The 23,148-nt window shown below is 48.6% G+C and carries 17 protein-coding genes; 15 read left to right on the forward strand and 2 right to left on the reverse strand.

Going from position 1 to position 23,148, the window contains the following annotated elements; translation table 11 throughout:
* Positions 1 to 15 precede the first annotated feature (15 nt).
* The 5 genes from fabG to M3085_RS04640 are packed head-to-tail and all read left to right on the forward strand — an operon-like array spanning position 16 to position 5,869.
* Positions 16 to 744, forward strand: a complete 729-nt coding sequence (gene fabG / locus M3085_RS04620) for a 3-oxoacyl-ACP reductase FabG (protein ID WP_191709555.1) — start codon at positions 16 to 18, stop codon at positions 742 to 744.
* Between the two features lie 37 nt (positions 745 to 781).
* Positions 782 to 1,225, forward strand: coding sequence for an acyl-CoA thioesterase (locus M3085_RS04625; RefSeq protein WP_249052409.1), 444 nt, complete (start codon positions 782 to 784; stop codon positions 1,223 to 1,225).
* A gap of 15 nt (positions 1,226 to 1,240) precedes the next feature.
* Positions 1,241 to 2,275, forward strand: a complete 1,035-nt coding sequence (locus tag M3085_RS04630; protein ID WP_178256296.1) for a lysylphosphatidylglycerol synthase transmembrane domain-containing protein — start codon at positions 1,241 to 1,243, stop codon at positions 2,273 to 2,275.
* 19 nt (positions 2,276 to 2,294) lie between these two features.
* Entirely contained in the window at positions 2,295 to 3,278 is a 984-nt protein-coding gene (locus tag M3085_RS04635; protein ID WP_249052410.1) for a CDP-alcohol phosphatidyltransferase family protein, read from the forward strand.
* A gap of 35 nt (positions 3,279 to 3,313) precedes the next feature.
* Positions 3,314 to 5,869, forward strand: coding sequence for a DUF5686 and carboxypeptidase-like regulatory domain-containing protein (locus tag M3085_RS04640; protein ID WP_249052411.1), 2,556 nt, complete (start codon positions 3,314 to 3,316; stop codon positions 5,867 to 5,869).
* Between the two features lie 120 nt (positions 5,870 to 5,989).
* On the opposite strand, the gene M3085_RS04645 is transcribed toward M3085_RS04640, so the two are convergent.
* Positions 5,990 to 6,733, reverse strand: a complete 744-nt coding sequence (locus M3085_RS04645; protein ID WP_249052412.1) for an NADPH-dependent oxidoreductase — start codon at positions 6,731 to 6,733, stop codon at positions 5,990 to 5,992.
* A gap of 277 nt (positions 6,734 to 7,010) precedes the next feature.
* Here M3085_RS04645 and M3085_RS04650 point away from each other — a divergent pair, with 277 nt between their 5' ends.
* The 9 genes from M3085_RS04650 to M3085_RS04690 all read left to right on the forward strand — a co-directional run bounded on the left by M3085_RS04650 (position 7,011) and on the right by M3085_RS04690 (position 18,077).
* Positions 7,011 to 9,554, forward strand: coding sequence for an adenosylcobalamin-dependent ribonucleoside-diphosphate reductase (locus M3085_RS04650; protein WP_178256292.1), 2,544 nt, complete (start codon positions 7,011 to 7,013; stop codon positions 9,552 to 9,554).
* Positions 9,555 to 9,668: 114 nt separating this feature from the next.
* Positions 9,669 to 10,037, forward strand: a complete 369-nt coding sequence (folB, locus tag M3085_RS04655) for a dihydroneopterin aldolase (RefSeq protein ID WP_249052413.1) — start codon at positions 9,669 to 9,671, stop codon at positions 10,035 to 10,037.
* A 44-nt stretch (positions 10,038 to 10,081) separates the two neighbouring features.
* Positions 10,082 to 11,257 (forward strand): DUF418 domain-containing protein, encoded by a 1,176-nt coding sequence (locus M3085_RS04660; protein ID WP_249052414.1) that lies wholly within the window; start codon positions 10,082 to 10,084, stop codon positions 11,255 to 11,257.
* 17 nt (positions 11,258 to 11,274) lie between these two features.
* Positions 11,275 to 11,931: an HAD family hydrolase gene (locus M3085_RS04665; protein WP_249052415.1), complete on the forward strand. Its 657-nt coding sequence runs from the start codon at positions 11,275 to 11,277 to the stop codon at positions 11,929 to 11,931.
* Between the two features lie 252 nt (positions 11,932 to 12,183).
* The gene (locus M3085_RS04670; RefSeq protein WP_178256288.1) at positions 12,184 to 12,489 is read left to right on the forward strand and encodes a DUF4286 family protein; all 306 of its coding nucleotides are present in this window, start codon (positions 12,184 to 12,186) and stop codon (positions 12,487 to 12,489) included.
* Complete coding sequence (ruvC, locus tag M3085_RS04675; RefSeq protein ID WP_249052416.1) at positions 12,486 to 13,052, forward strand: crossover junction endodeoxyribonuclease RuvC; 567 nt, start codon at positions 12,486 to 12,488, stop codon at positions 13,050 to 13,052. The genes M3085_RS04670 and ruvC overlap by 4 nt, the downstream gene beginning before the upstream one ends.
* An 11-nt stretch (positions 13,053 to 13,063) precedes the next feature.
* Complete coding sequence (gene pulA / locus M3085_RS04680) at positions 13,064 to 15,061, forward strand: type I pullulanase (RefSeq protein WP_249052417.1); 1,998 nt, start codon at positions 13,064 to 13,066, stop codon at positions 15,059 to 15,061.
* A 17-nt stretch (positions 15,062 to 15,078) separates the two neighbouring features.
* Positions 15,079 to 16,527, forward strand: a complete 1,449-nt coding sequence (locus M3085_RS04685) for an ATP-binding cassette domain-containing protein (protein ID WP_178256285.1) — start codon at positions 15,079 to 15,081, stop codon at positions 16,525 to 16,527.
* A 44-nt stretch (positions 16,528 to 16,571) separates the two neighbouring features.
* Positions 16,572 to 18,077: a TrkH family potassium uptake protein gene (locus tag M3085_RS04690; protein ID WP_191709549.1), complete on the forward strand. Its 1,506-nt coding sequence runs from the start codon at positions 16,572 to 16,574 to the stop codon at positions 18,075 to 18,077.
* 1 nt (position 18,078) lies between these two features.
* Here M3085_RS04690 and uvrB read toward each other — a convergent pair whose 3' ends face one another.
* Complete coding sequence (gene uvrB, locus M3085_RS04695; protein WP_249052418.1) at positions 18,079 to 20,100, reverse strand: excinuclease ABC subunit UvrB; 2,022 nt, start codon at positions 20,098 to 20,100, stop codon at positions 18,079 to 18,081.
* 305 nt (positions 20,101 to 20,405) lie between these two features.
* On the opposite strand from uvrB, the gene M3085_RS04700 reads away from it, so the two are divergent.
* Positions 20,406 to 23,144, forward strand: coding sequence for a SusC/RagA family TonB-linked outer membrane protein (locus M3085_RS04700; protein WP_249052419.1), 2,739 nt, complete (start codon positions 20,406 to 20,408; stop codon positions 23,142 to 23,144).
* Positions 23,145 to 23,148: the final 4 nt, after the last annotated feature.

The following is a 23,148-nucleotide window of genomic DNA, read 5'->3' on the forward strand; positions in this document are numbered from 1 at the left end:
TAGAAACGAATAACAATGAAATATGCTTTGGTAACGGGAGGCAGTCGCGGCATTGGCCGGGCTGTCTGTGTAAAGCTCGCCCGGATGGGCTACCGTATTCTCGTCAATTATGTGTCAAACGCCGCCGAAGCGGAAAAGACGCTGGAACTGGTGCGTGAGGCAGGGCAGGACGGCGAGTTGTTGAAATTCGACGTAAGCAGCCGTCAGCAAACAGCCGAGGCACTTGCCGCATGGGAGGCGGCTCACCCCGATGAATACGTCGAGGTATTGGTAAACAATGCCGGCATACGTCGCGACAACATCTTGGCGCTGATGCCCGAAGAAGACTGGACGCGCGTGCTCGACATTACGCTGAACGGATTTTATAACGTGACGCAACCGCTGCTGCAACCCATGATGTTCCATAAGTTCGGGCGCATCGTCAACATGGCGAGTGTCAGCGGCATCAAGGGACTTCCCGGACAAACCAACTACTCGGCGGCAAAAGGGGGCATCATAGCGGCTACAAAGGCGCTGGCTCAGGAAGTGGCGCGGAAGAATGTAACCGTCAACGCCGTAGCTCCCGGATTCATCAAAACCGACATGGTGGAAGGACTGGATGAAGCTGCACTGAAAAAGACCATCCCCGCCAACCGTTTCGGAACTCCCGAAGAGGTTGCCGAGCTGGTAGGCTTCCTTGTGTCGCCCGGTGCAAGCTATATCACCGGCGAAGTTATCTCGATAAACGGAGGACTTTATACGTAAGTGCAGGCTTACGTAATGGGATAAGTTCTTACATGCTATGGGTACGGTTGAAGACATCTGCCGCGTGCAGGTAAAGTTTAGCGAGATTGACTCCATGCAGAGGGTTTGGCACGGGTCGTATGTCACTTATTTTGAAGACGGACGAGAGTCTTTTGGCAGGCATTATCCGGGGATAGGCTATGCCGATATGCAGCGTTCGGGAATCTATGCGCCGATTTACGACCTGCATGTGAAATATTACGCACCGCTCGCCCTTAACGACGTGGCAGTGATTCATACGTGCTACGTGTATAAGCCCGGCGCACGGCTGGATTACCGCTATAAGGTATATCGCGAGAGTGATGGCACACTGTGTGCCGAGGGAGAAACTACCCAACTGTTCATTGACCCCTGCGGGGAGTTGATGGTAGAGAAGCCCGATTATTATCAAGAGTGGCAGAACAAATATTTGCGCCTGTCTGAAACCGGACGGGAAGAATAAAAACAGAATAAAAATATGCGGAAATATCTTAACAATTTGTTTTTCATTATAGGTCTTGCGGCCGTGGTCGTAATGTTTTTCACATTCGATGTAAGTTTCGTCGAGCTGTGGGGCTATATAACAAGAGCCGGTTACTGGCTGGTTGCCATTTTGGGGCTGTGGGGATTCCTTTATATACTGAATGCGTGTACTTGGAAAGTAATTATCAAGGGAAGCGGAGCGTGTACCATTGATTTCCCGAATTTGCTGAAGTTGACCATATCGGGCTTTGCGCTGAATTATGCCACACCGATAGGTCTGCTGGGCGGCGAGCCTTATAAAATCATGGAAATGACGAAATACATCGGTGTGAGGCGAGCCACTTCGTCGGTGGTTCTTTTTGCCATGATGCACATCTTCAGTCATTTCTGGTTTTGGGTGACGGGAGTTGTTACCTATCTTATTCTTGTGGCAATAGGCGATTTGCCGTTCAACGTAGGCATCGGCATCATCTTGGGACTGATTCTGCTGTTTTGCTGGGGAGGCATTTACCTGTTTGTAAAGGGATATAAAAACGGGATGGCGGTTAAGTTCATCCGTTTCCTCGGCAAACTTCCGGGACTCAGAAAGTGGGGGAAACGCTTTTTAGAGAATCATCTGGACGACTTGAAGAAAATCGATGAACAGATATCCGAATTACAGGGACAGAACAAACGCTCCTTTTTCGGCAGTTTCTTCTTGGAGTACGTGGGGCGTCTGTTACAGAGCTTCGAAATATTCTTCATGCTGCTGCTTTTCAACATCAACGGCGGGGGCGGATGGGAAGGCTACGTGCTGACGTTCCTTCATTCGTTCCTGATACTGGCGTTCACCTCTCTGTTTGCCAACCTGCTGGGCTTTCTTCCCTTGCAGTTGGGCGGACGCGAAGGCGGGTTTGCCATGTCGGTGGCTCAGATGGGGATGACGGGCGATGTGGGGATGTTTGTCAGCATCATTTGCCGCGTGCGCGAACTGTTCTGGACCTCGATCGGGTTGTTGCTCATGAAGATAGGCAAAAAATCGGACGACTGAATAAAAACATACTACTGCAATGACTAAAGAAGACGTTAAATCAACTTACAAATCGAACGATACGGAAGAATGGCTCGACACCGTGTGGACCCGTCCTATCGGTTACCGTTGGGCGCTTTTCTTTCAGCGTTTCAATATCCACCCCAATACGGTTACCATCCTCTCGATGATAATCGGTGCCGGCTCGTCGTGGTTTTTCGCACACGGTTCGTACCGCACGGAGGGAATGGACGGATTGCTGTATAACCTGATTGCGATGTTGCTTTTGGCGTGGGCTAATTTTTACGACAGCGCCGACGGACAACTGGCGCGTATGACGGGAAAGAAAACCCGTCTCGGACGTATTCTCGACGGGGCGGCAAGCGAGGTATGGTTCATACCTATTTATCTGTCGCTGGTTTACCGCTTTTACGTCCATCACGACTGGGAGTTCCGGATGCTCGGCATTGAGAATACCGGACAGAACACATGGATTGCCGTGTCGGTATTTCTTGCCGTGGTGCTGTATTCCGGTTTCGGATGCCACAGCCGCCAGTGCGGTATAGCCGATTACTACCGTCAGATTCACCTGTTCTTCCTGAAAGGAGAGGCAGGCAGCGAACTCGATAACTCGGTTCAGCAGCAGAAATTGTACGATGAAACCCCGTGGAAAGGCAACTTCCTTTGGAAAGCATTCCTGAAGACGTATGTGAATTACACCCGTACGCAGGAAAAGCAGACCCCTGAATTTCAGCGTCTGATGAAAAAGCTGCGCGAGCGGTACGGCGAAACCGGACATATCCCTCAGGAATTCCGCGACCGTTTCCGGGCATTGTCATTGCCCATGATGAAGTGGACAAACATCCTTACCTTTAATACGCGGGCTATCGTACTTTACGCAACGTGTCTTGCCGATGTGCCGTGGCTTTACTTCTTCTTCGAAGTGGTTATCATGACGGCAATCTGCCGGTATATGCGCGCACGTCACGAAAGGTTCTGTAGAGAGCTGTGCAGTCAGTTATAGGATTTTAGGATTGAAACAAACATAAAGGAGTTGATATGGGAAAAAAGATTGTCTTAGGGTGCGTTCTTTTGCTCGTGTGCCTGCTGGCAGACGCTCAGAAGATTGTGATAAAGGGAGTGGTAACCGACTCGATAAGCGGAGAGGCATTGCCTTATGCTTCGTTGATGCTGAAGGGAACTACTATCGGAACAATCACAGATGCCGATGGCAGGTTTTCGCTGTCAACTTCTTCGGCGGTGCGGGTGCTGGAGGTTTCGTATCTGGGGTATGACGTCAAGACAGTCGACATCTCGTCGGGCAAAACCACGAATCTCAAGATACGCTTGGCGCCCACGGGAATTACGTTGAACGAAATCGTGGTGGAACCGGGGCGGGAGAGATACCGCCGGAAAGATAATCCTGCCGTCCGCTTCGTGAGAGAGGTCATTGCCCGGCGCGACGGGAACGACCCCCGTAATCATGACTATTTCCGTTACGACCAGTATGAGAAAGTGGTATTTGCGATGAACGATTATACGCCGAAAAAGAAGAAAAACGGACAGCCCGGCAAATTCGATTTCTTGGCAGATTTCATCGACACTCTCGAAGTCGGCACAACGATTCTCCCCGTATCTGAAAGAGAGAAAATAGAAACCGTTTATTACCGCAAACACCCCAAGTCGGAAAAACGTGTGGTGAAAGCAAGCAAATCGGCAGGAGTGGATGAAATCTTCTCGCGCGACGGTATCCAGCAGTTTCTCGATGAGGCATTCCAAGAAGTAGACATCTTTCAGAACAACATACCGCTGTTTCTGCAACGTTTTGTCAGTCCGTTGTCTACCATCGGTCCGGCTTTTTATAAATACTACCTGCTCGATACGTTACAGGTCGACAACAAACCATGTGTCGATTTGGGTTTCGTACCCTTCAATTCGGAGTCGTTCGGATTTACGGGGCATCTCTTTGTTGCGCTCGATTCCACGTACTTCGTCAAGCGTGCCATTCTGAATGTGGCGAAAGACATCAACCTGAATTTCGTGTCGCAGATGACCATCGAACAAACGTTTGAACGCGAGCCCGACAGTACGCGCATCATTACGAAAGACGATATACGGGTAAACTTCAAGCTGAGCGAAAAATCGAAGGGCATGTACGCACAGCGGCTGAATGTGTACAGCAATCACTCGTTCGAGCAGCCGTTGGGCGAGCAGGCGGGGGTGTTCGAGCAGAGTGCCCCGGTCATTACGCTGAAAGACGCATACCGGCAACCCGACGAGTTCTGGGTAGCCAACCGTCCGGAGAGCGGGAAGAAAAGAAATCCCAATTCGGTAGAAGCCCTGATGGTAAAGCTGCGTTCCGTGCCGGTATTCTATATCACCGAGAAAGTGGTAACAACCCTTGTGTCGGGCTACATTCCCACCAATAAAGACCCCCGGAAAAACAAGTTCGACTTAGGACCGATGAACAGTACCATTAACGGTAACGCCATCGAAGGCGCACGTTTTCGCGTGGGCGGAGGAACCACTCCTGTATTCAATCCTCACTGGTTTTTCGACGGCTACGTGGCATACGGAACGAAAGACAAGAAGATGAAATACGACGCGCTGGTGGAATACTCGTTTAACCGCCGCAAAGATTATCGTCTGGAGTTTCCACGGCACGCCCTGCGCATGGAGTACATGTACGACATTAATAAGTTGGGACAAAATTACATGTACACCAGCAAAGATAACGTGATGCTTGCCATCAAGCGGCAGAAAGACACGCGCGCCACTTACCTGCGCAAGGCGGAGCTGGAATACACGCGCGAACATTATAATGGAATATCCTACGGTGCCATCGTGCGAAACCGCCGTGAGTATGCTACCGAGTATGCCGCGTTCGACCGTATCAACAGCGACGGTTCTACCACCCCGGTCAAGAGTTACGACATGACCGAACTTGAACTGAACTTCCGGTACGGAAAAGATGAAAAATTTTACCAGACACGTACCCAGCGCATTCCGATAACCTACGATGCGCTTATCTTTAACCTCAGTCATCTGATGGCGAAGAAAGGGCTGTTAGGCTCGTCGTACACGTATCACCGCACGGACATCGGCATCCAGAAACGTTTCTGGTTCTCGGCTTTCGGTTACGCCGACCTGATTACGAAGGCAGGAAAGGTGTGGAGCAAAGTGCCGTATCCGTTGCTGATTCTGCCGAACGCCAACATTACCTACACCATCCAGCCCGAAGCGTATACAAACATGAATGCCATCGAGTTTATCAACGACGAATACATTTCGTGGGACTTGACTTATTACATGAACGGAAACCTGTTCAACCGTCTGCCGCTCATCAAGAAACTGAAATGGAGGGAAGTGTTCTGTTTCCGCGGACTGTGGGGACATCTGACCGACAAAAACAATCCGGCGGTAAACGGTGAGGGGCTGTACGCTTTTCCGGCAGGTTCTTACACGATGGGGAAAGCCCCTTACATGGAAGTGAGTGTGGGTATTGAAAACATTTTCAAGTTTCTGCGCCTTGACTACGTGTGGCGTTTGAATTACCGCAACCATCCCGGCATCCAGACGAAAGGCGTGCGCTGTACGATGCACCTGTCTTTCTGATACGTGCTTTGAAAATCAAAGTGTTATATTCCTTGAAAACGCAAGCCGATAAGCATCATGGTTTATCGGCTTGCGTTGTCTGCTTCTTCGGCTAAGAACGGGCGGCCTGTCCGCATGGGTTTATTCGTCGAGAAATCCCTGCTGAATCAACACCCGTTTCAGTCCCGCCGACATGTAATCGTTATCCGATTTCTTATAACGGATATTTGTAAAGATTTGTGCCAATGTCTCCGTGTGATTGATTTCCACAAAATGCTTGTTTTCGGGAAGCAACTCTTTGTACGCATAAATATCGTCAATCATTTCGGGCGAATAATCGTGATACCGTTCCTCGTGGACGATTCCCCGCAACGGAAGACGGTCGGGCTGTTCGGGATGCTCATCGGGATAACCCACTGTGATGGTAGCAACGGGGATAACCTGTTCCGGCAGTCCGAGTATCTCGATTATCTGGTCGGGGTTATAGATGGTAGTGCCGAGAAAACAAATCCCCAGCCCGTTTTCTTCTGCCAGCGTACAGAAGTTCTGGGTAACCAACAACGCATCGGTAGCCGCGTTAAGAAACGAAATGAAGTTGTTATACCCCGGTTCCGCCTTGCGCTGGCGGCACCATTTGCTGAAGCGGTTGAAATCGGCGCAAAACGTCAGTACCACCGGTGCCGACGTAACCATCGGCTGGTTGAAATGAGCCGGAGCCAGCTTTGCTTTCATTTCGGCATCGCGCGTAACCACTACGCTGTAAAGTTGCATATTCCCCATTGTAGAAGCCCGGAACGACTCTTCCAGCAGTTCGTTCAGCAAGTCGGCAGAGATGTCCTGTTGCTTGTACTTGCGTATAGTTCTTCTGTTCTTGATTGATTCCATGATGTTTATCTGTTTTGGTGTTACAAAGATATTATTTTCTTTTTAATTTCGGCAGAAAAGCATTATATTGTTCGCGGGCGTTTTTATTATGATATTGTCCGTTTTGGAAAACTTTTCAAATCGACAATTTTTTTAAATCATTGTTTATCAGGAGTTTGTGTTTTTATTTTGGGAAACTTGATAAGTTCTTTCGCATTCTTTTGCATATAAAAAAAAACATTTTTAGCTTTGCAGACGTTTTTTGAAAAGAAAAACATTTTCATTATATATATCAATCGTGGAAAAGAAAACTTATAGTTACAATGAAGCGTTTGAGGCTTCGTTACAGTATTTCAAAGGAGATGAGTTGGCGGCGCGCGTTTGGGTTAATAAATACGCCGTCAAAGACTCGTTTGGAAACATCTATGAAAAGTCTCCGGAGGACATGCACTGGCGTCTTGCCAATGAAGTAGCCCGCATCGAAGCGAAGTATCCTAATGCGCTCAGCGCACAGGAATTGTTTAATCTGTTCGACCGGTTTAAGTACATTGTCCCGCAGGGCAGTCCGATGACCGGAATCGGGAATGATTTTCAGGTGGCATCTCTTTCCAACTGTTTCGTTATCGGGTTGGATGGTCAGGCAGATTCTTATGGCGCGATTATCCGCATCGACGAAGAACAGGTACAGTTGATGAAGCGCCGTGGAGGAGTGGGACACGACCTTTCACACATTCGTCCGAAAGGTTCTCCGGTAAAAAACTCGGCGTTGACTTCTACGGGGTTGGTACCGTTTATGGAGCGTTATTCAAACTCTACGCGCGAGGTGGCGCAAGACGGACGCCGGGGAGCGTTGATGCTTACGGTATCTATCAAACATCCCGATTCGGAGTCGTTTATCGACGCTAAGATGACTGAAGGAAAAGTGACGGGAGCCAATGTCTCGGTAAAGTTGGACGATGCGTTCATGCAAGCGGCAGTAGAAGGCCACCCGTATACGCAGCAGTTTCCTATCGACTCTGCCAACCCGACATTTACGAAAGAAATCAATGCTTCTGAACTATGGAAGAAAATCGTACATAACGCATGGAAGTCGGCAGAACCCGGCGTATTGTTCTGGGACACCATCATCCGTGAGTCTGTGCCCGACTGTTATGCCGATTTAGGTTTCCGCACCGTATCTACCAACCCGTGTGGCGAAATCCCCTTGTGTCCGTACGACTCTTGCCGCCTGCTGGCTATTAACCTGTATTCGTATGTAGTCAATCCGTTTACTCCGGAAGCCTATTTCGATTTCGACCTGTTTAAGAAACATGTGGCGCTGGCTCAGCGTATCATGGACGACATCATCGACCTTGAGCTGGAAAAGATAGACCGCATCATGGAGAAAATCGACTCCGACCCTGAAAGCGAAGAAGTGAAAGGTGCCGAACGCCACTTGTGGGAGAAGATTTACCGCAAGTCGGGCATGGGACGCCGTACCGGAGTGGGTATCACTGCCGAAGGAGACATGCTGGCTGCGATGGGACTGCGCTACGGAACGGAAGAAGCTACCGAATTTTCTGAAAAAGTACATAAAACCATTGCGCTGGAGGCATACCGCTCGTCGGTCAACATGGCGAAAGAGCGTGGTGCGTTTGAAATCTACGATGCCGAACGCGAAAAGAACAATCCGTTTGTAAACCGTATCAAAGAAGCCGACCCCGAACTGTACGAGGAAATGGCGAAGTACGGCCGTCGTAACATCGCGTGTCTGACGATTGCGCCCACGGGTACTACCAGTCTGATGACACAAACCACATCGGGTATCGAACCGGTGTTCATGCCCGTGTACAAGCGTCGTCGCAAGGTAAACCCGAACGATACCAACGTGCACGTAGACTTTGTAGACGAAACGGGCGACGCTTTTGAAGAATACATCGTGTTTCACCACAAGTTCCTGAAGTGGATGGAAGTAAACGGTTACGACCCGAACAAGCGTTATACGCAGGAAGAAATAGATGAACTGGTGGCTAAATCGCCTTACTATAAAGCTACTTCGAACGACGTAGACTGGTTGATGAAAGTGAAGATGCAGGGACGTATCCAGAAGTGGGTAGACCATTCAATCAGCGTTACCATCAACCTGCCGAACAATGTAGACGAAGAGTTGGTAAACCACTTGTATGTAGAAGCATGGCGTTCGGGCTGTAAAGGATGTACGGTATATCGTGACGGTTCTCGTGCGGGCGTATTGCTCTCTACCAAAAAGAAAGACGAGAAGAAGGAAGAAGAATGTCACTGCAAGCCGCCTCAGATAGTAGAGGTTCGCCCGAAGGTGTTGGAGGCAGACGTGGTTCGTTTCCAGAACAACAAAGAAAAGTGGGTGGCATTTGTAGGTTTGCTCGACGGACATCCGTACGAAATATTTACCGGTTTGCAGGACGATGATGACGGTATCATCCTGCCGAAGTCGGTAACCACGGGACGTATCATCAAGAACTACGATGAAAACGGTAACAAGCATTATGATTTCCAGTTCGAGAACAAGCGCGGCTATAAGATGACCATCGAAGGGCTGTCGGAAAAGTTCAACAAAGAGTATTGGAACTATGCGAAGCTGATTTCGGGCGTGTTGCGCTGGCGTATGCCTATCGAGCAGGTTATCAAGTTGGTCGACTCGCTCCAGTTGGATAGCGAAAGCATCAACACTTGGAAGAACGGAGTGGCACGCGCGCTGAAGAAATACGTTCAGGACGGAACAGAAGCCAAAGGCGTGAAATGCCCCAACTGCGGACACGAAACGCTGGTTTACCAAGAAGGATGCCTGATTTGTAAAACCTGCGGTTCTTCACGCTGCGGATAATCCCGATAAATAATAATAGTTTAATCATATCGTTTTGTCATTCTGAACGTGGTAGATACCTGTGTCAAGGTTTTCAGTCAGCGTTTGGGATGACAAAACTTTTTGGTAGTAATTATGAAAAGTTCTTCGATGTATATCCGTATCAACGGACTGAAACTGTTTGCTTATCACGGCGTGTTGCCTCAAGAAAACAAGGTGGGGGCGGAATATACCATCGACCTCCGCCTCCGTACCGACTTCGCTCGTGCTGCCGAGAATGACGAGCTGGAGGGTACGGTAAGTTACGCCGAGGTTTACCGGAGCGTGAAAGATGAAATGCAAATTCCCTCTCGCCTGTTGGAGCATGTGATTTACCGCATTGCACGGCGTTTGTTCGATGAATTTTCGGCATTGACCGAGGTAAACATTTGCCTTTACAAACAGAATCCGCCGATGGGAGCCGATTGCAGCCAAGTAGGTGTGGAGGCTACTTATACTCGCTGAGCCAGCCGGACATTCAGAAATAGAACCATTATTCAATAAATAAAATGGAACAACTGATAAAGAAGAGTCCCCGTATCGAGGTGGTAGATGCCCTGCGTGGGTTTGCTGTAATGGCAATAATCTTGGTTCATAATCTGGAACACTTTATTTTTCCGGTATATCCTGACGATTCGCCCGCGTGGTTGAATATTTTGGATCAGGGAGTATTCAACGGCGTATTCAGCTTGTTTGTCGGAAAAGCCTATGCTATTTTCGCCTTGCTCTTTGGTTTTACATTTTATATACAGACCAATAACCAGAGGAAGCAAGGGAAAGATTTCGGGTATCGCTTTTTGTGGCGACTGGTTTTGTTGGCAGGGTTCGCCACGCTGAATGCCGCGTTTTTCCCGGCGGGCGATGTGCTTTTGCTGTTTGTGGTAGTGGGCTTGGTATTGTTTTTCACCCGCAACTGGAGCGACAAGGCGCTGCTGGTTACTTCTGTGCTTTTCTTATTACAGCCCGTGGAATGGTATCACTACATTGCCGGTCTGATAAACCCTGCACACCATCTGCCCGACCTGAAAGTAGGCGAGATGTATACCGAAGTGGCAGAATACACCAAAGCCGGAAACTTCGGCGATTTCATCTTGGGTAACATCACCCTCGGACAAAAAGCCAGTCTGCTGTGGGCAGTCAATGCCGGACGATTCTTCCAGACGGCCGGACTTTTCCTCTTGGGATTTTATATCGGCAGAAAGCAGTTGTTTGTTTCTACCGAACGGAACCTGCGCCTGTGGGTAAATATCTTGATAGTTTCGGCAGTGGCATTTGCTCCGCTGTATACCCTGAAAGAGCTGATTATGAAAAGCGATACACTCATCCAGCAAACGGCAGGTACGGCTTTCGACATGTGGCAGAAGCTGGCATTCACGCTGGTTTTGGTGGCATCGTTTGTGATACTCTACCAAAACAAGAAGTTCAGCAGCAAGGTAAGCAACCTGCGCTTTTACGGAAAAATGAGTCTTACGAACTACATCACACAGTCTATTATAGGTTCTCTTATCTATTTTCCCTTCGGACTATACCTTGCGCCTTACTGCGGATATACGGTAAGCCTTTTGGTAGGAATCTGCACCTTCCTGCTGCAAGTTTGGTTCTGTAAATGGTGGTTGGGAAAACACAAGCAAGGCCCGCTGGAACATATCTGGCACAAATGGACTTGGATGGGTACGAACAAATAACAAAAAAACATCACTCAATGAAGAAACTTGTAATATTCGATTTAGACGGAACGCTGCTCAATACGATAGCCGACTTGGCAGCGGCAACGAATCACGCACTGGCACATTTCGGTTATCCGACACACGAAACCGATGCCTACCGATTTTTTGTGGGAAACGGTATCAACAAGCTCTTCGAGCGTGCTCTGCCGGCAAATGCCCGTATGCAAGACAACGTTCTGAAAATCCGTTCCGAGTTTATCCCTTATTATAACGAACATAACGCCGATTTAAGCCGTCCCTATCCGGGAATCACGGAAGTGCTGTCAGTTTTGCAGGAGCGCGGAATCCAAGTGGCAGTGGCATCGAACAAGTATCAGGATGCCACCCGCAAGCTCATTCTGCAATTCTTTCCGGAGATTGATTTCGTGGGAATCTACGGTCAGCGCGAAGGGATTCCCGCCAAGCCCGACCCGCATGTGGTGTTCGAGATTATGGAAAAAGCCGGAGTAGGGAAGCCGGATACGGTTTACGTGGGCGACTCTTGCGTAGATATGGAAACCGGGAAAAACGCAGGTGTTACCACGGTGGGCGTGAGCTGGGGATTCCGTCCGCGCGCGGAGCTGGAAGCATATTCGCCCGATTTCATTGCAGACCACAGCCAAGACATTCTGCGGTTTCTATTTCCGGAATAAGCAAACCCGTGATGAAATTTTTCGTTTATTCCGCAGAAAATACGTAAGTTTGCAATGAACTTGTTCAGGCTTTCTCCGAGGCTGAAAATTCTATTCGAAAGACGGGTAAGTATTCCGAATAGAAAGAATGGGGCTGTCGGCAAGAAATAAAAATGCTAACCGTAGTGTTTTTGGGAATATGACGTTAGAGCTTTTTCGTGTAAAAAGAAAGTCTTAACCGGTTTAGTAACATATCATTAAAAAAACAGTTTTATGTTGGTGTATAATACTACGTTTCATGTAGAGTTAGATGATGCCCGTAACTTCGTAATCTGGCTGAATGAATGTTATATTCCTGAAGCAGAGAAGTCGGGAGAGTTGAAAAATCCGCGCATCTTGCGTATCTTGAGCCATAAGGAACAAGACAGCGAATGTTTCTCCTTGCAGTGGGAGGTGGAAGACAGCGCTGCCCTTCACCGCTGGCACACGGCTTGCGGAGCGAAGCTGAACGAAGAAATGATGAAAATTTTTAAAGGCAAGGTGGTTGGTTTTCCCACTTTGATGGAGGTTATCAGGTGATACGTCCGGTAAAAGAGAAAATCATATTGGGTATCGACCCCGGCACGAATATCATGGGGTACGGCGTCTTGAAAATAACGGGTACGAAACCCGAAGTGATGACACTGGGCGTAATAGACCTCCGCAAGTGTGCCGACCCGTACCTGAAACTGAAGCATATTTATGAGCGCGTACAGGGAGTAATAGCGTCGTACCTGCCCGACGAACTTGCCATCGAAGCCCCTTTTTTCGGTAAAAACGTACAGTCGATGTTGAAATTGGGGCGGGCGCAAGGCGTGGCTATCGTGGCAGCCCTCCGCCGTGACATACCCGTGACCGAATATGCCCCGCTGAAGATAAAAATGGCAATTACCGGAAACGGGCAGGCAAGCAAGGAACAGGTAGCCGACATGCTGAAACGTATGCTTCACATTCCGCAGTCGGAGATGGGGCCTTTCATGGATGCTACGGATGCGCTGGGTGCAGCCTATTGCCATTATTTGCAAATGGGGCGTCCGGAAATACCCAAAGCCTACTCGGGGTGGAAAGATTATATAGCGAAAAATCCTGATAAAGTAAGATAAAGTAACTAAGTATGAACCTGAAAAGTTTTCTTGCTATGTCTATGCTTGTAACGGCGGGATGTAGCTCTTATCAGCCGAAAGAATACCGGAGCTACGACGAATATCCGGTTTATGAAGGTAAATGGGAAGAAATGGTTTATTCGCCTGCGGCTACTCGGTTTGCACTGTGGGCGCCTACGGCACAGGAAGTCCGTGTCTTGTTGTACGATGAAGGACAAGGCGGCTCGGCGGTTCGCATGATTCCGATGGAAGTGGGCGAATCGGGTATGTGGAACATTAGCGTTGAAGGCGACTTGAAAGGAAAGTTCTATACATTCAATGCTAAAATAAACGATGTGTGGCAGGGAGACACGCCGGGCGTGATGGCTAAGGCGGTAGGAGTGAACGGTGACCGGGCGGCGGTTATCGACCTTGCTTCCACCAATCCCGAAGGCTGGGAGAATGACGTGCGTCCTCCCCTGAAAAGCTTTTCCGACATTGTTATTTATGAAATGCACCACCGCGATTTCTCTATCGACACCGTGGCGGGGATTCGCAACCGTGGAAAATTTCTTGCCCTGACCGAAGAAGGTACTCACACGTACCTCGGCGAAAAGACAGGTATCGACCATTTGAAGGAATTGGGAATAACGCATGTACACTTGCTCCCCTCGTTCGACTTTTCTTCGGTAGACGAGACCAAGCCCGACGTTCCGCAGTATAACTGGGGATACGACCCGAAGAATTACAACGTTCCCGAAGGTTCGTATGCTACCGACCCGTATCGTCCCGATGTCCGCATCCGTGAGTTCAAACAAATGGTGATGGCGTTGCATCGTGCCGGTATCCGTGTGATAATGGACGTGGTATATAACCATACCGCAACCACGGAAGGCGGCAACTTTGAGCGTACCGTTCCGGGATATTTTTACCGGCAGGACAAAGACGGAAAGTTTGCCAATGCTTCGGGCTGCGGGAATGAAACGGCAAGCGAACGGGCGATGGTGAGGAAATATATGGTAGAATCGGTAACTTATTGGGCGAAAGAATACCATGTTGACGGTTTCCGGTTTGACTTGATGGGAATCCATGACATTGAGACAATGAATGCCATCCGGAAAGCATTGAATGACATCGACCCTACTATTTATATGTATGGCGAGGGGTGGGCTGCTAGCGCGCCTCAGCTTCCTGACGACCGGTTGGCGATGAAGGCAAATACTTATAAAATGCCGGGTATTGCCGCTTTCAGCGATGAATTTCGCGACTCTTTGCGCGGTGCATGGGGCGACGATTCGAAAGGGGCTTTCGTTATCGGCCGTTTGGGTCACGCTAACGGAATCAAGTTCGGCTTGGCAGGTGGCATACGCCATGCACAGGTAACCAACGACACGTTAGGCCACGCACTTGTGTCGTGGGCATTGGCTCCCAGCCAGTTTATCAGCTACGTAAGCTGCCACGACGATTTGTGTATCACCGACCGACTGAAAACAACGCTTCCCGGAGCTTCGGTACAAGAATTGGAAGCGCTTCTGAAGCTGGCGGAAACCGCCGTGCTTACCTCTCAGGGTGTTCCTTTTATCTTTGCCGGCGACGAAGTGATGCGCGACAAGCAGGGGGTAGGCAACTCATACAACAGTCCGGATGAGATAAACGCAATCGACTGGCATAACAAGACCTCCCACCGTGGCGTGTTCGATTACGTAAAAGGGTTGATAGCCCTGCGGAAAGCACATCCTGCCTTCCGTATGGGAGATGCCGACCTGATACGCGAGCATCTGGAGTTTCTGGAAACTCCGGCAAGCAACGTTGTGGCTTTCCGCCTGAAAGGAAGTCCGTGTAACGACTCATGGATAAATACAACGGTGGTACTTAATGCACGTACCGAGCCTGTCAAGATAAGTGTTCCGGCAGGTAAGTACTGGGTGGCTTGCCGCGACGGGAAAGTGGACCTGATTACCGGACTGGGCATGATAGTGGGCAACCAGCTTCAGGTGGCACCACGCTCAGCGCTGATAGTTCATCAATAATAAAATTCATATACAAGATGCAAAACATCATAGCTGTTGAGGATGGCGTTACGCGCCATCCGCTTTACAGACTGAAAGAACCGATAAACTTACAGATAGCTAAAGGAGAACATATAGCGGTGGTAGGTGCGAACGGTGCGGGAAAGAGCCTGCTGATAGACACACTGACCGGACGTTATCCGCTGTTGATGAACGAAGTGAAATATGATTTTTCGCCTTCGGAGTCTTCGCTTGTGTCGGACAATATCAAGTATATCGCCTTCCGCGATTCGTACGGAGATGCCGACGGCGGTTACTATTACCAGCAGCGTTGGAATGCTCACGACCTTGACGACACGCCGATTGTCCGCGACTTGCTTCCGCCATGTACCAACGAGGCTTTGCGCAATGCACTTTATGATTTGTTTGGTATTGAAGCAATGCTTGATAAGCACATCATCCTCTTGTCGAGCGGTGAGCTTCGCAAATTCCAACTGACGAAGACATTGCTCAGCAATCCGCGTGTACTGATAATGGATAACCCGTTTATAGGTTTGGATGCCAAGACGCGCGATTTGCTTCACTCCCTGCTGAAGAGGCTGATTGAGGTTACCGATTTGCAGGTTATCCTTGTCTTGTCGAAAACAGACGATATACCTTCGTTTATCACTCACGTTATTCCCGTAGCCGGACGTGTTTGCGGCAAGAAAATCACTTTGCAGGAATACCTTGCGCATCGGGAATCCATTCCCTCGCATGTCTTGTCGGAAGAAAAGCGCAGCCGCATCCTGAATCTTCCTTATGCTGAAAATTTATATCATAACGAGCATGTGGTCGACTTGCATAAGGTAAGCATCCGCTACGGTGAACGTACCATCCTGAAAGATTTGGACTGGACGGTGAAATGCGGTGAGAAGTGGGCGCTTAGCGGTGAGAACGGCTCCGGAAAATCGACCTTGTTAAGTTTGGTCTGTGCCGACAATCCGCAGAGTTATGCGTGCGATATAGCCCTGTTCGGACGAAAGCGCGGTAGCGGAGAAAGCATTTGGGAAATCAAAAAACACATCGGATACGTAAGCCCGGAGATGCATCGGGCGTATCTGAAAAACCTTCCGGCGATAGACATCGTGGCAAGCGGACTTCATGACTCCATCGGACTTTATAAAAAAATGCAGGAAAAAGACCGGGCTGTTTGCGAATGGTGGATGGAAATTTTCGGCATTGCAGACTTGAAAGACCGGAGTTTCTTGCAACTTTCGAGCGGTGAACAGCGCATGGTGTTGCTGGCACGAGCTTTTGTGAAAGACCCCGAACTGCTGATTTTGGATGAACCGCTACATGGATTGGATATGTATAACCGCCGGATGGTAAAAGATATCATAGAGGCTTTTTGTGCGCGAAAAGACAAAACGCTGATTATGGTGACTCATTATCAGGAAGAGTTACCGGATACGATTACGCATTCATTGTTCTTGAAGCGGAATTGAAGCTACTTTTTTGAATTGAATTGAAACATTTTAATGGTAATAGAATGGAAGAGTTTATTCTAAGCGAAATGCCGGCAGGCAGTAGCCGTAGAAATAGTTTTATTAACCGTAAAATTATTTTGCGTATTTTAGGTATTTTGCTCTTTATTGAAGCAGCGTTGTTCCTTGTTTGCATGGGGGTGTCGTTGCTCTATCGGGAAGCGGATTATATTTATTTCATTTATGCCGCCGTAATCAATGTAGTGGTAGGCGGAATCATGTTCTTTTTGGGACGGGGAGCCAACAACGTGGTTACACGGCGCGACGGATATTGCGTGGTGGCATTCACATGGCTGCTGTTCACCGTGTTCGGCATGATGCCGTTTTATATGAGTGGCGCCATCCCTTCGGTAGCAGATGCCTTTTTTGAAACCATGTCGGGGTTCACTACCACCGGGGCAACGATTCTCGACAACATTGAGGAGTTGTCTCATGGGATGTTGTTTTGGCGCAGCTTCACACATTGGGTAGGAGGTTTGGGAATCGTGTTCTTTACGATTGCCGTATTGCCGATTTTTGGAGTGGGAAACCAAGTGCTGTTCTCTGCCGAAGCGACCGGTGTGACGCATGACAAGATACATCCGAAGATTAGTGTGATGGCGAAAATGTTGTGGACGGTTTATCTGATTCTGACCATCGTGGTAACCGGACTGCTGATGTTGGGCGGTATGGACTGGTTTGACGCGGTTTGTCATGCTTTCGGTACTACGGGTACAGGAGGTTTCTCTACCAAACAAGACAGTGTGGCTCATTGGCATTCACCTTTTATCGAGTATGTGATTGCTATTTTCATGATTCTGTCTGCCATGAACTTTTCACTCTATTTCATGTGTCTGAAAGGTCGTTGCAAACAGTTGTTCCGCGACGACGAAGTAAAATGGTTTATCAGTTCTATTCTAATCGTTACGCTGATTATCACCGCATCGCTCGTGGTGCATAATCATTACGGGGTAGAAGAGGCTTTCCGTAAGGCATTGTTCCAAGTTGCCACCTTGCATACATCCTGCGGTTTCTCTACGGATGATTATGCTAATTGGCAGCCGTTTACATGGATGCTGTTGATTTATGCCATGTTTGCGGGAGGATGTACCGGCTCTACCGCCGGAGGTATCAAAAACATGCGGTTGCTTATCGTGATGCGTAATATAAAGAATGAATTTCAGCGACTGATGCACCCGCGTGCCGTACTGCCTGTAAAAGTAAACAATCAGACCGTTTCTCGTTCCACGATTTCCACGGTAACCACGTTTGTAGTGTTCTATTTGATTTGCTTTTTTGTCAGTTGGATCGTGCTGATGTTTTTAGGTCTGGGAGTGACAGAGGCTTTTAGTACGGTAGTATCCAGTTTGGGCAATGCCGGTTTGGCTTTAGGAGCATACGGACCTGCCTACTCATGGAGCAGTATGCCGGACGCAGCCAAGTGGATACATTCGTTCCTGATGTTGCTCGGCCGTTTGGAACTGTTCGGCATATTGCTGATGTTTACGCCCGGATTTTGGAGAAAGAGATAAATTATTTCTCTTTCAACAAATCCTCTAATTTCAACAATTCGTCGCGATACTGGGCGGCTTCGATGAAGTTTAGCTTCTTTGCCGCCTCTTGCATTAATTTCCGCGTACGGTTTATGCTGCGCTGAAGTTGCTCTTTCGACATGTATTCGATAATCGGATCGGCAGCCGTTTGAATCTCCTGCGGTGCTTCGGCGTATGCTTTGGGCGAGGCGGTTGTCTTTTCTCCCTGTATGTCAAGTAAAACGTTATTCCGTGCACGTTTTATTTGTCGGGGAGTTATGCCATGCGCTTCGTTGTAAGCCAACTGTTTTTCCCGCCGGCGATTGGTTTCGTCAATCGTCTGGCGCATACTGTCCGTTATCTTGTCGGCATACATGATGACCTTTCCGTTGACGTTTCGTGCTGCGCGTCCTGCCGTCTGTGTCAGCGAGCGGTGAGAGCGCAAGAAACCTTCCTTATCCGCGTCCAAGATGGCAACCAGCGATACTTCAGGCAAGTCCAGTCCTTCACGCAGCAGGTTTACACCGATCAACACGTCGTAAAGTCCCTGCCTCAAATCGTCCATAATCTTTACACGCTCCAGCGTCTCCACATCGCTGTGGATGTACGTACAGCGTATCCCGTGGTTCAGCAGATATTCCGTCAGCTCTTCCGCCATGCGCTTGGTTAAAGTGGTAACCAACACACGTTCTTCCTGCTCGATGCGCTGTTGTATCTCTTCCATCAGGTCGTCAATCTGATTCAAACTCGGACGCACTTCGATGATCGGGTCTAACAATCCGGTGGGGCGGATAACCTGCTCTACAACTATCCCTTCACTTTGCTGCAGTTCGTATTCGGCGGGGGTGGCACTGACGTAGATGACTTCGTTCGTCATTGCTTGAAACTCTTCAAATGTCAGCGGGCGGTTATCCATCGCAGCCGGCAGCCGGAATCCGTATTCTACCAGATTGGTTTTCCGCGCGCGGTCTCCGCCGTACATGGCACGGATTTGAGGCACACTGACGTGGCTTTCGTCAATGACCATCAGGTAGTCTTTGGGGAAGAAATCCAACAAGCAGTAAGGCCGTGTTCCCGCCTCGCGTCCGTCGAAGTAACGCGAATAATTTTCGATGCCCGAACAGTGTCCTAACTCGCGGAGCATCTCCATGTCGTAAGTCACCCGCTCGTACAGCCGTTTTGCCTCGTAAGGCTTCCCGATTTCCTCGAAATAAGCCACCTGTTTGGTTAAATCGTCTTCTATCTGATGAATGGCGCGCAGCGTACTCTCCTTCGTTGTCATGAAAAGATTAGCCGGATAGATTTTATATTCATCGAAAGAGTCGGTACGATGTCCCGACACGGGATCTATTTCTTCGATGCTGTCTATCTCATCATCCCAAAACATGACACGCAGTATGTCATCGGTATATGCCAGAAAGATGTCTACCGTATCACCCTTTACGCGGAAATTCCCACGGTTCAGCTCAATGTCGTTACGCACATAAAGACTATCCACCAGCCGGCGGAGGAACACGTTGCGGTCGATGCGCTTTCCTTTTTTCACCTCGATTACATTATTATAAAAGTCCGCAGGATTTCCCATACCGTAAATGCACGATACAGATGAAATAACGATAACATCTTTGCGCCCCGACAGCAAGGCAGATGTGGCGGCAAGCCTCAGCTTATCTATTTCGTCATTGATGGCAAGGTCTTTTTCTATATAAGTATCCGTAGAAGGTATATAGGCTTCCGGCTGGTAATAGTCGTAATAAGATACGTAATATTCCACGGCATTATGCGGGAAGAAGTTTTTGAACTCTCCGTACAGCTGCGCGGCAAGCGTTTTGTTGTGGCTTAAAATAAGTGTCGGCTTATTTACGTTTTTGATGACGTTTGCTATTGTGAAAGTCTTTCCCGAACCTGTAACCCCCAGCAGCGTTTGTGCCGGAAGATGATTCATCACCCCCTCCGTCAGTTGTGCGATAGCTTCCGGCTGGTCGCCCGTCGGCTTATAATCAGATACCAGTTCAAAATCCATAGTTGTCCTTGTGTTAAGTTAGCCCTCAAAGATACGATAAAAAATGAATTGGTGATAAAAATCGCAGATGCAAACATTCCAAAAAAACGCTACCGCAAGCGTCACTCATCCCATGCGGAAGCGTTGCCTGTTTCTATTCGGAAGGTTAACCGGTTTTGCCGTTAGTGTTTTTTCAGTCTGAAACAGGCTCTTGAAAACAAGCCTGTGCGTAACTCTGAATAGCTTCAGAATCTTTGTAAAGCATTAGGAATATTCAATATTTATATTTATTTTTGTGAAAAGTGTTTCCCTTATAATCTGATGGTATGAAAAGAAATAGCTACATTCCGATTATTTGCCTTTGGGCTTTCCCCTTTTGTTTCCAGTCTTTATCGGCGCAAGAAAATCCGCAGACAGAATTGCCGCCCGACTCGATATTGAACATCGGTTACGCGCGCGGAAGCCTGATAAACCTTTCCGGCTCGGTGGAACGGATAACTGAAAGTCAGATGAATAAAGAACAGATAACCAATCCGCTGGAGGCTATTCAAGGCAGGGTGGCAGGACTTACGATTCTGAAGAGCAGCAACGGCATGGCGGCATTAGAGTCGGTGCGTATGCGTGGTACTACCTCGCTTACCAGCGGAAACGACCCGCTGATAATAGTAGACGGGGTATTGGGCGACTTGACGATGCTGACCTCCATCTATCCGGCAGACATCGAGAGCTTTACAATCCTGAAAGACGCTTCCGAGACGGCTCAGTACGGTTCGCGGGGAGCTTCGGGCGTTATCAACATTGTGACTAAAAAAGGTGTGGCAGGAAAAACGCGGGTAAATTACAGCGGCAGTTTCGGCATCGCTCATGTGTACCGTCATTTGGATATGCTTTCGGGAGCAGAATTTCGTAGGGTGGCAGCCGAAAACAATCTGCAAATATTAGACAAGGGGTATGATACAGACTTCCAGAAAGAGATTGAGCAGGTAGGTTTGCAGCAGAATCATAACATAGCGTTCTATGGAGGCGGTGAAGCATCGAACTACCGTGTGTCGTTGGGGTATCAAGACCGTCAGGGAGTGGTTGACAACGAGAGCATGAAGCTGTTTACCGCAAACATGAACATGAGCCAGAAACTGCTTGACGGATTCATCGACTGCGAATTGGGGCTGTTTGGCTCGGTAAAGAAAAACCGCACGCTGTTTGATACGCAAAAGACTTTTTATTCGGCTGCAACTTTTAATCCTACTTTCCCTAACCATAAGAATCCGGAAACGGGAGGATGGGACCAAATCACCACTGCCAGCCAGATAACCAACCCGTTGGCTTGGATGGAAGTAGATAATAACAACGATGCTTCTTATCTCAGTGCACATGCCCGGCTGACCTTTAATTTGATGGAAGACCTGAAATTGGTGATGTTCGGCTCTTATACCTATAACGATGCCGAGGATGCCCAGTATCTTCCTACCAGCGTATGGGCAAACGGGCAGGCTTACCGTGGCGACCGCAAGTCGGAGGCGTTGTTGGGTAACCTGATGCTGACTTATCGCAAACAGGCAGGGGCGCATTTCTTTGATGTGCTTGCGCTGGGCGAATTAGAGAAAAATATATATAAAGGCTTTTACACCACGGTGACAAACTTTTCATCGAACGCTTTGGGTTATCATAACTTGCAGGCGGGAGCTTTGCGCCCGTGGGACGGTACAGGCTCGTATTACGAAGACCCTCACTTGGCTTCTTTCTTGGGGCGCGTGAATTATACGTACGATAACCGTTACGTTGTCACGCTGAATGCGCGTACGGATGCTTCATCCAAATTCGGGAGAAACCATAAATGGGGCTTTTTCCCTTCGGCTTCGTTGGCATGGAATGTAACAGAAGAAGCTTTTATGAAACAATTCCGTTCCGTTGATAATCTGAAGCTGCGTGTGGGATACGGATTGGCAGGTAATCAAGGCGGGATTGATTCGTACACTACGATGGCGCTGGTACGCCCGAACGGTGTGACTCCCGTAGGCAATGCGCCGCTGGTAACTTACGAAAGTATGAAAAACGTCAATCCCGACCTGAAATGGGAAGTAAAACACACCTTTAACGCCGGATTCGATTTAAGCATGTATGGCAACCGCCTCTTGCTGTCGGTCAACTATTACAATTCGAAAACCACCGACATGCTGTATCAGTACAACGTCAGTGTGCCGCCATTTCCGTACAGCACACTGCTTGCCAATTTAGGCTCGATGCGCAACAGCGGAACCGAAGTTTCGGTAGGTGTCACTCCGCTGAAAACCAAAGACATGGAACTGAATATCAATGCGAACATCACTTTCCAGAAAAATAAGTTGCTTTCGTTGAGCGGAGTGTATAACGGAGAATATATTTCGGCATCGGAATATACGGCGATAGCCGGTCTGAACGGTGCGGGTACCCACGGAGGATATAATAATATCGTATATCAGATAGTGGGACAGCCGTTGGGCGTATTTTACCTTCCTCATTGCGAAGGCTTGGTATCCGACGGTGAAGGAGGATATACGTATCAGATTGCCGACCTGAACGGGGGAGGGGTTAATCTGGAAGACGGAGAAGACCGCTACGTGGCAGGGCAAGCCATCCCGAAGGTTCTGTTAGGTTCGAACATCAGTTTCCGATATAAGAATATAGACATCTCGTTACAGATAAACGGCGCATTCGGACATAAGGTGTATAACGGGACTTCGCTTTCGTATATGAACATGAACAGTCTGCCCGATTATAACGTATTGGCAGAGGCTCCCAAACGGATGATAAAAGACCAGACGGCCACCGATTACTGGTTAGAGAGTGGAAACTACGTTAATTTCGATTATCTGACCGTGGGGTGGACTGTGCCTCTAAAGCCACGCCGTTTCCTGAAAGGCATACGCTTGGCGGGTACGGTCAATAACTTGGGAACCATTAGCGGATATTCAGGGCTGACCCCGCTGGTAAACTCCAGTCTGGTAGATGCCACGCTGGGAGTTGACGACAAGCGTACTTATCCTTTATTGCGTACTTATACTGTTAGTTTGAGTTTGAATTTCTAATCCG

The organism is Bacteroides caecicola (genome assembly GCF_023337095.1).
Classification (GTDB): domain Bacteria; phylum Bacteroidota; class Bacteroidia; order Bacteroidales; family Bacteroidaceae; genus Phocaeicola; species Phocaeicola gallinarum.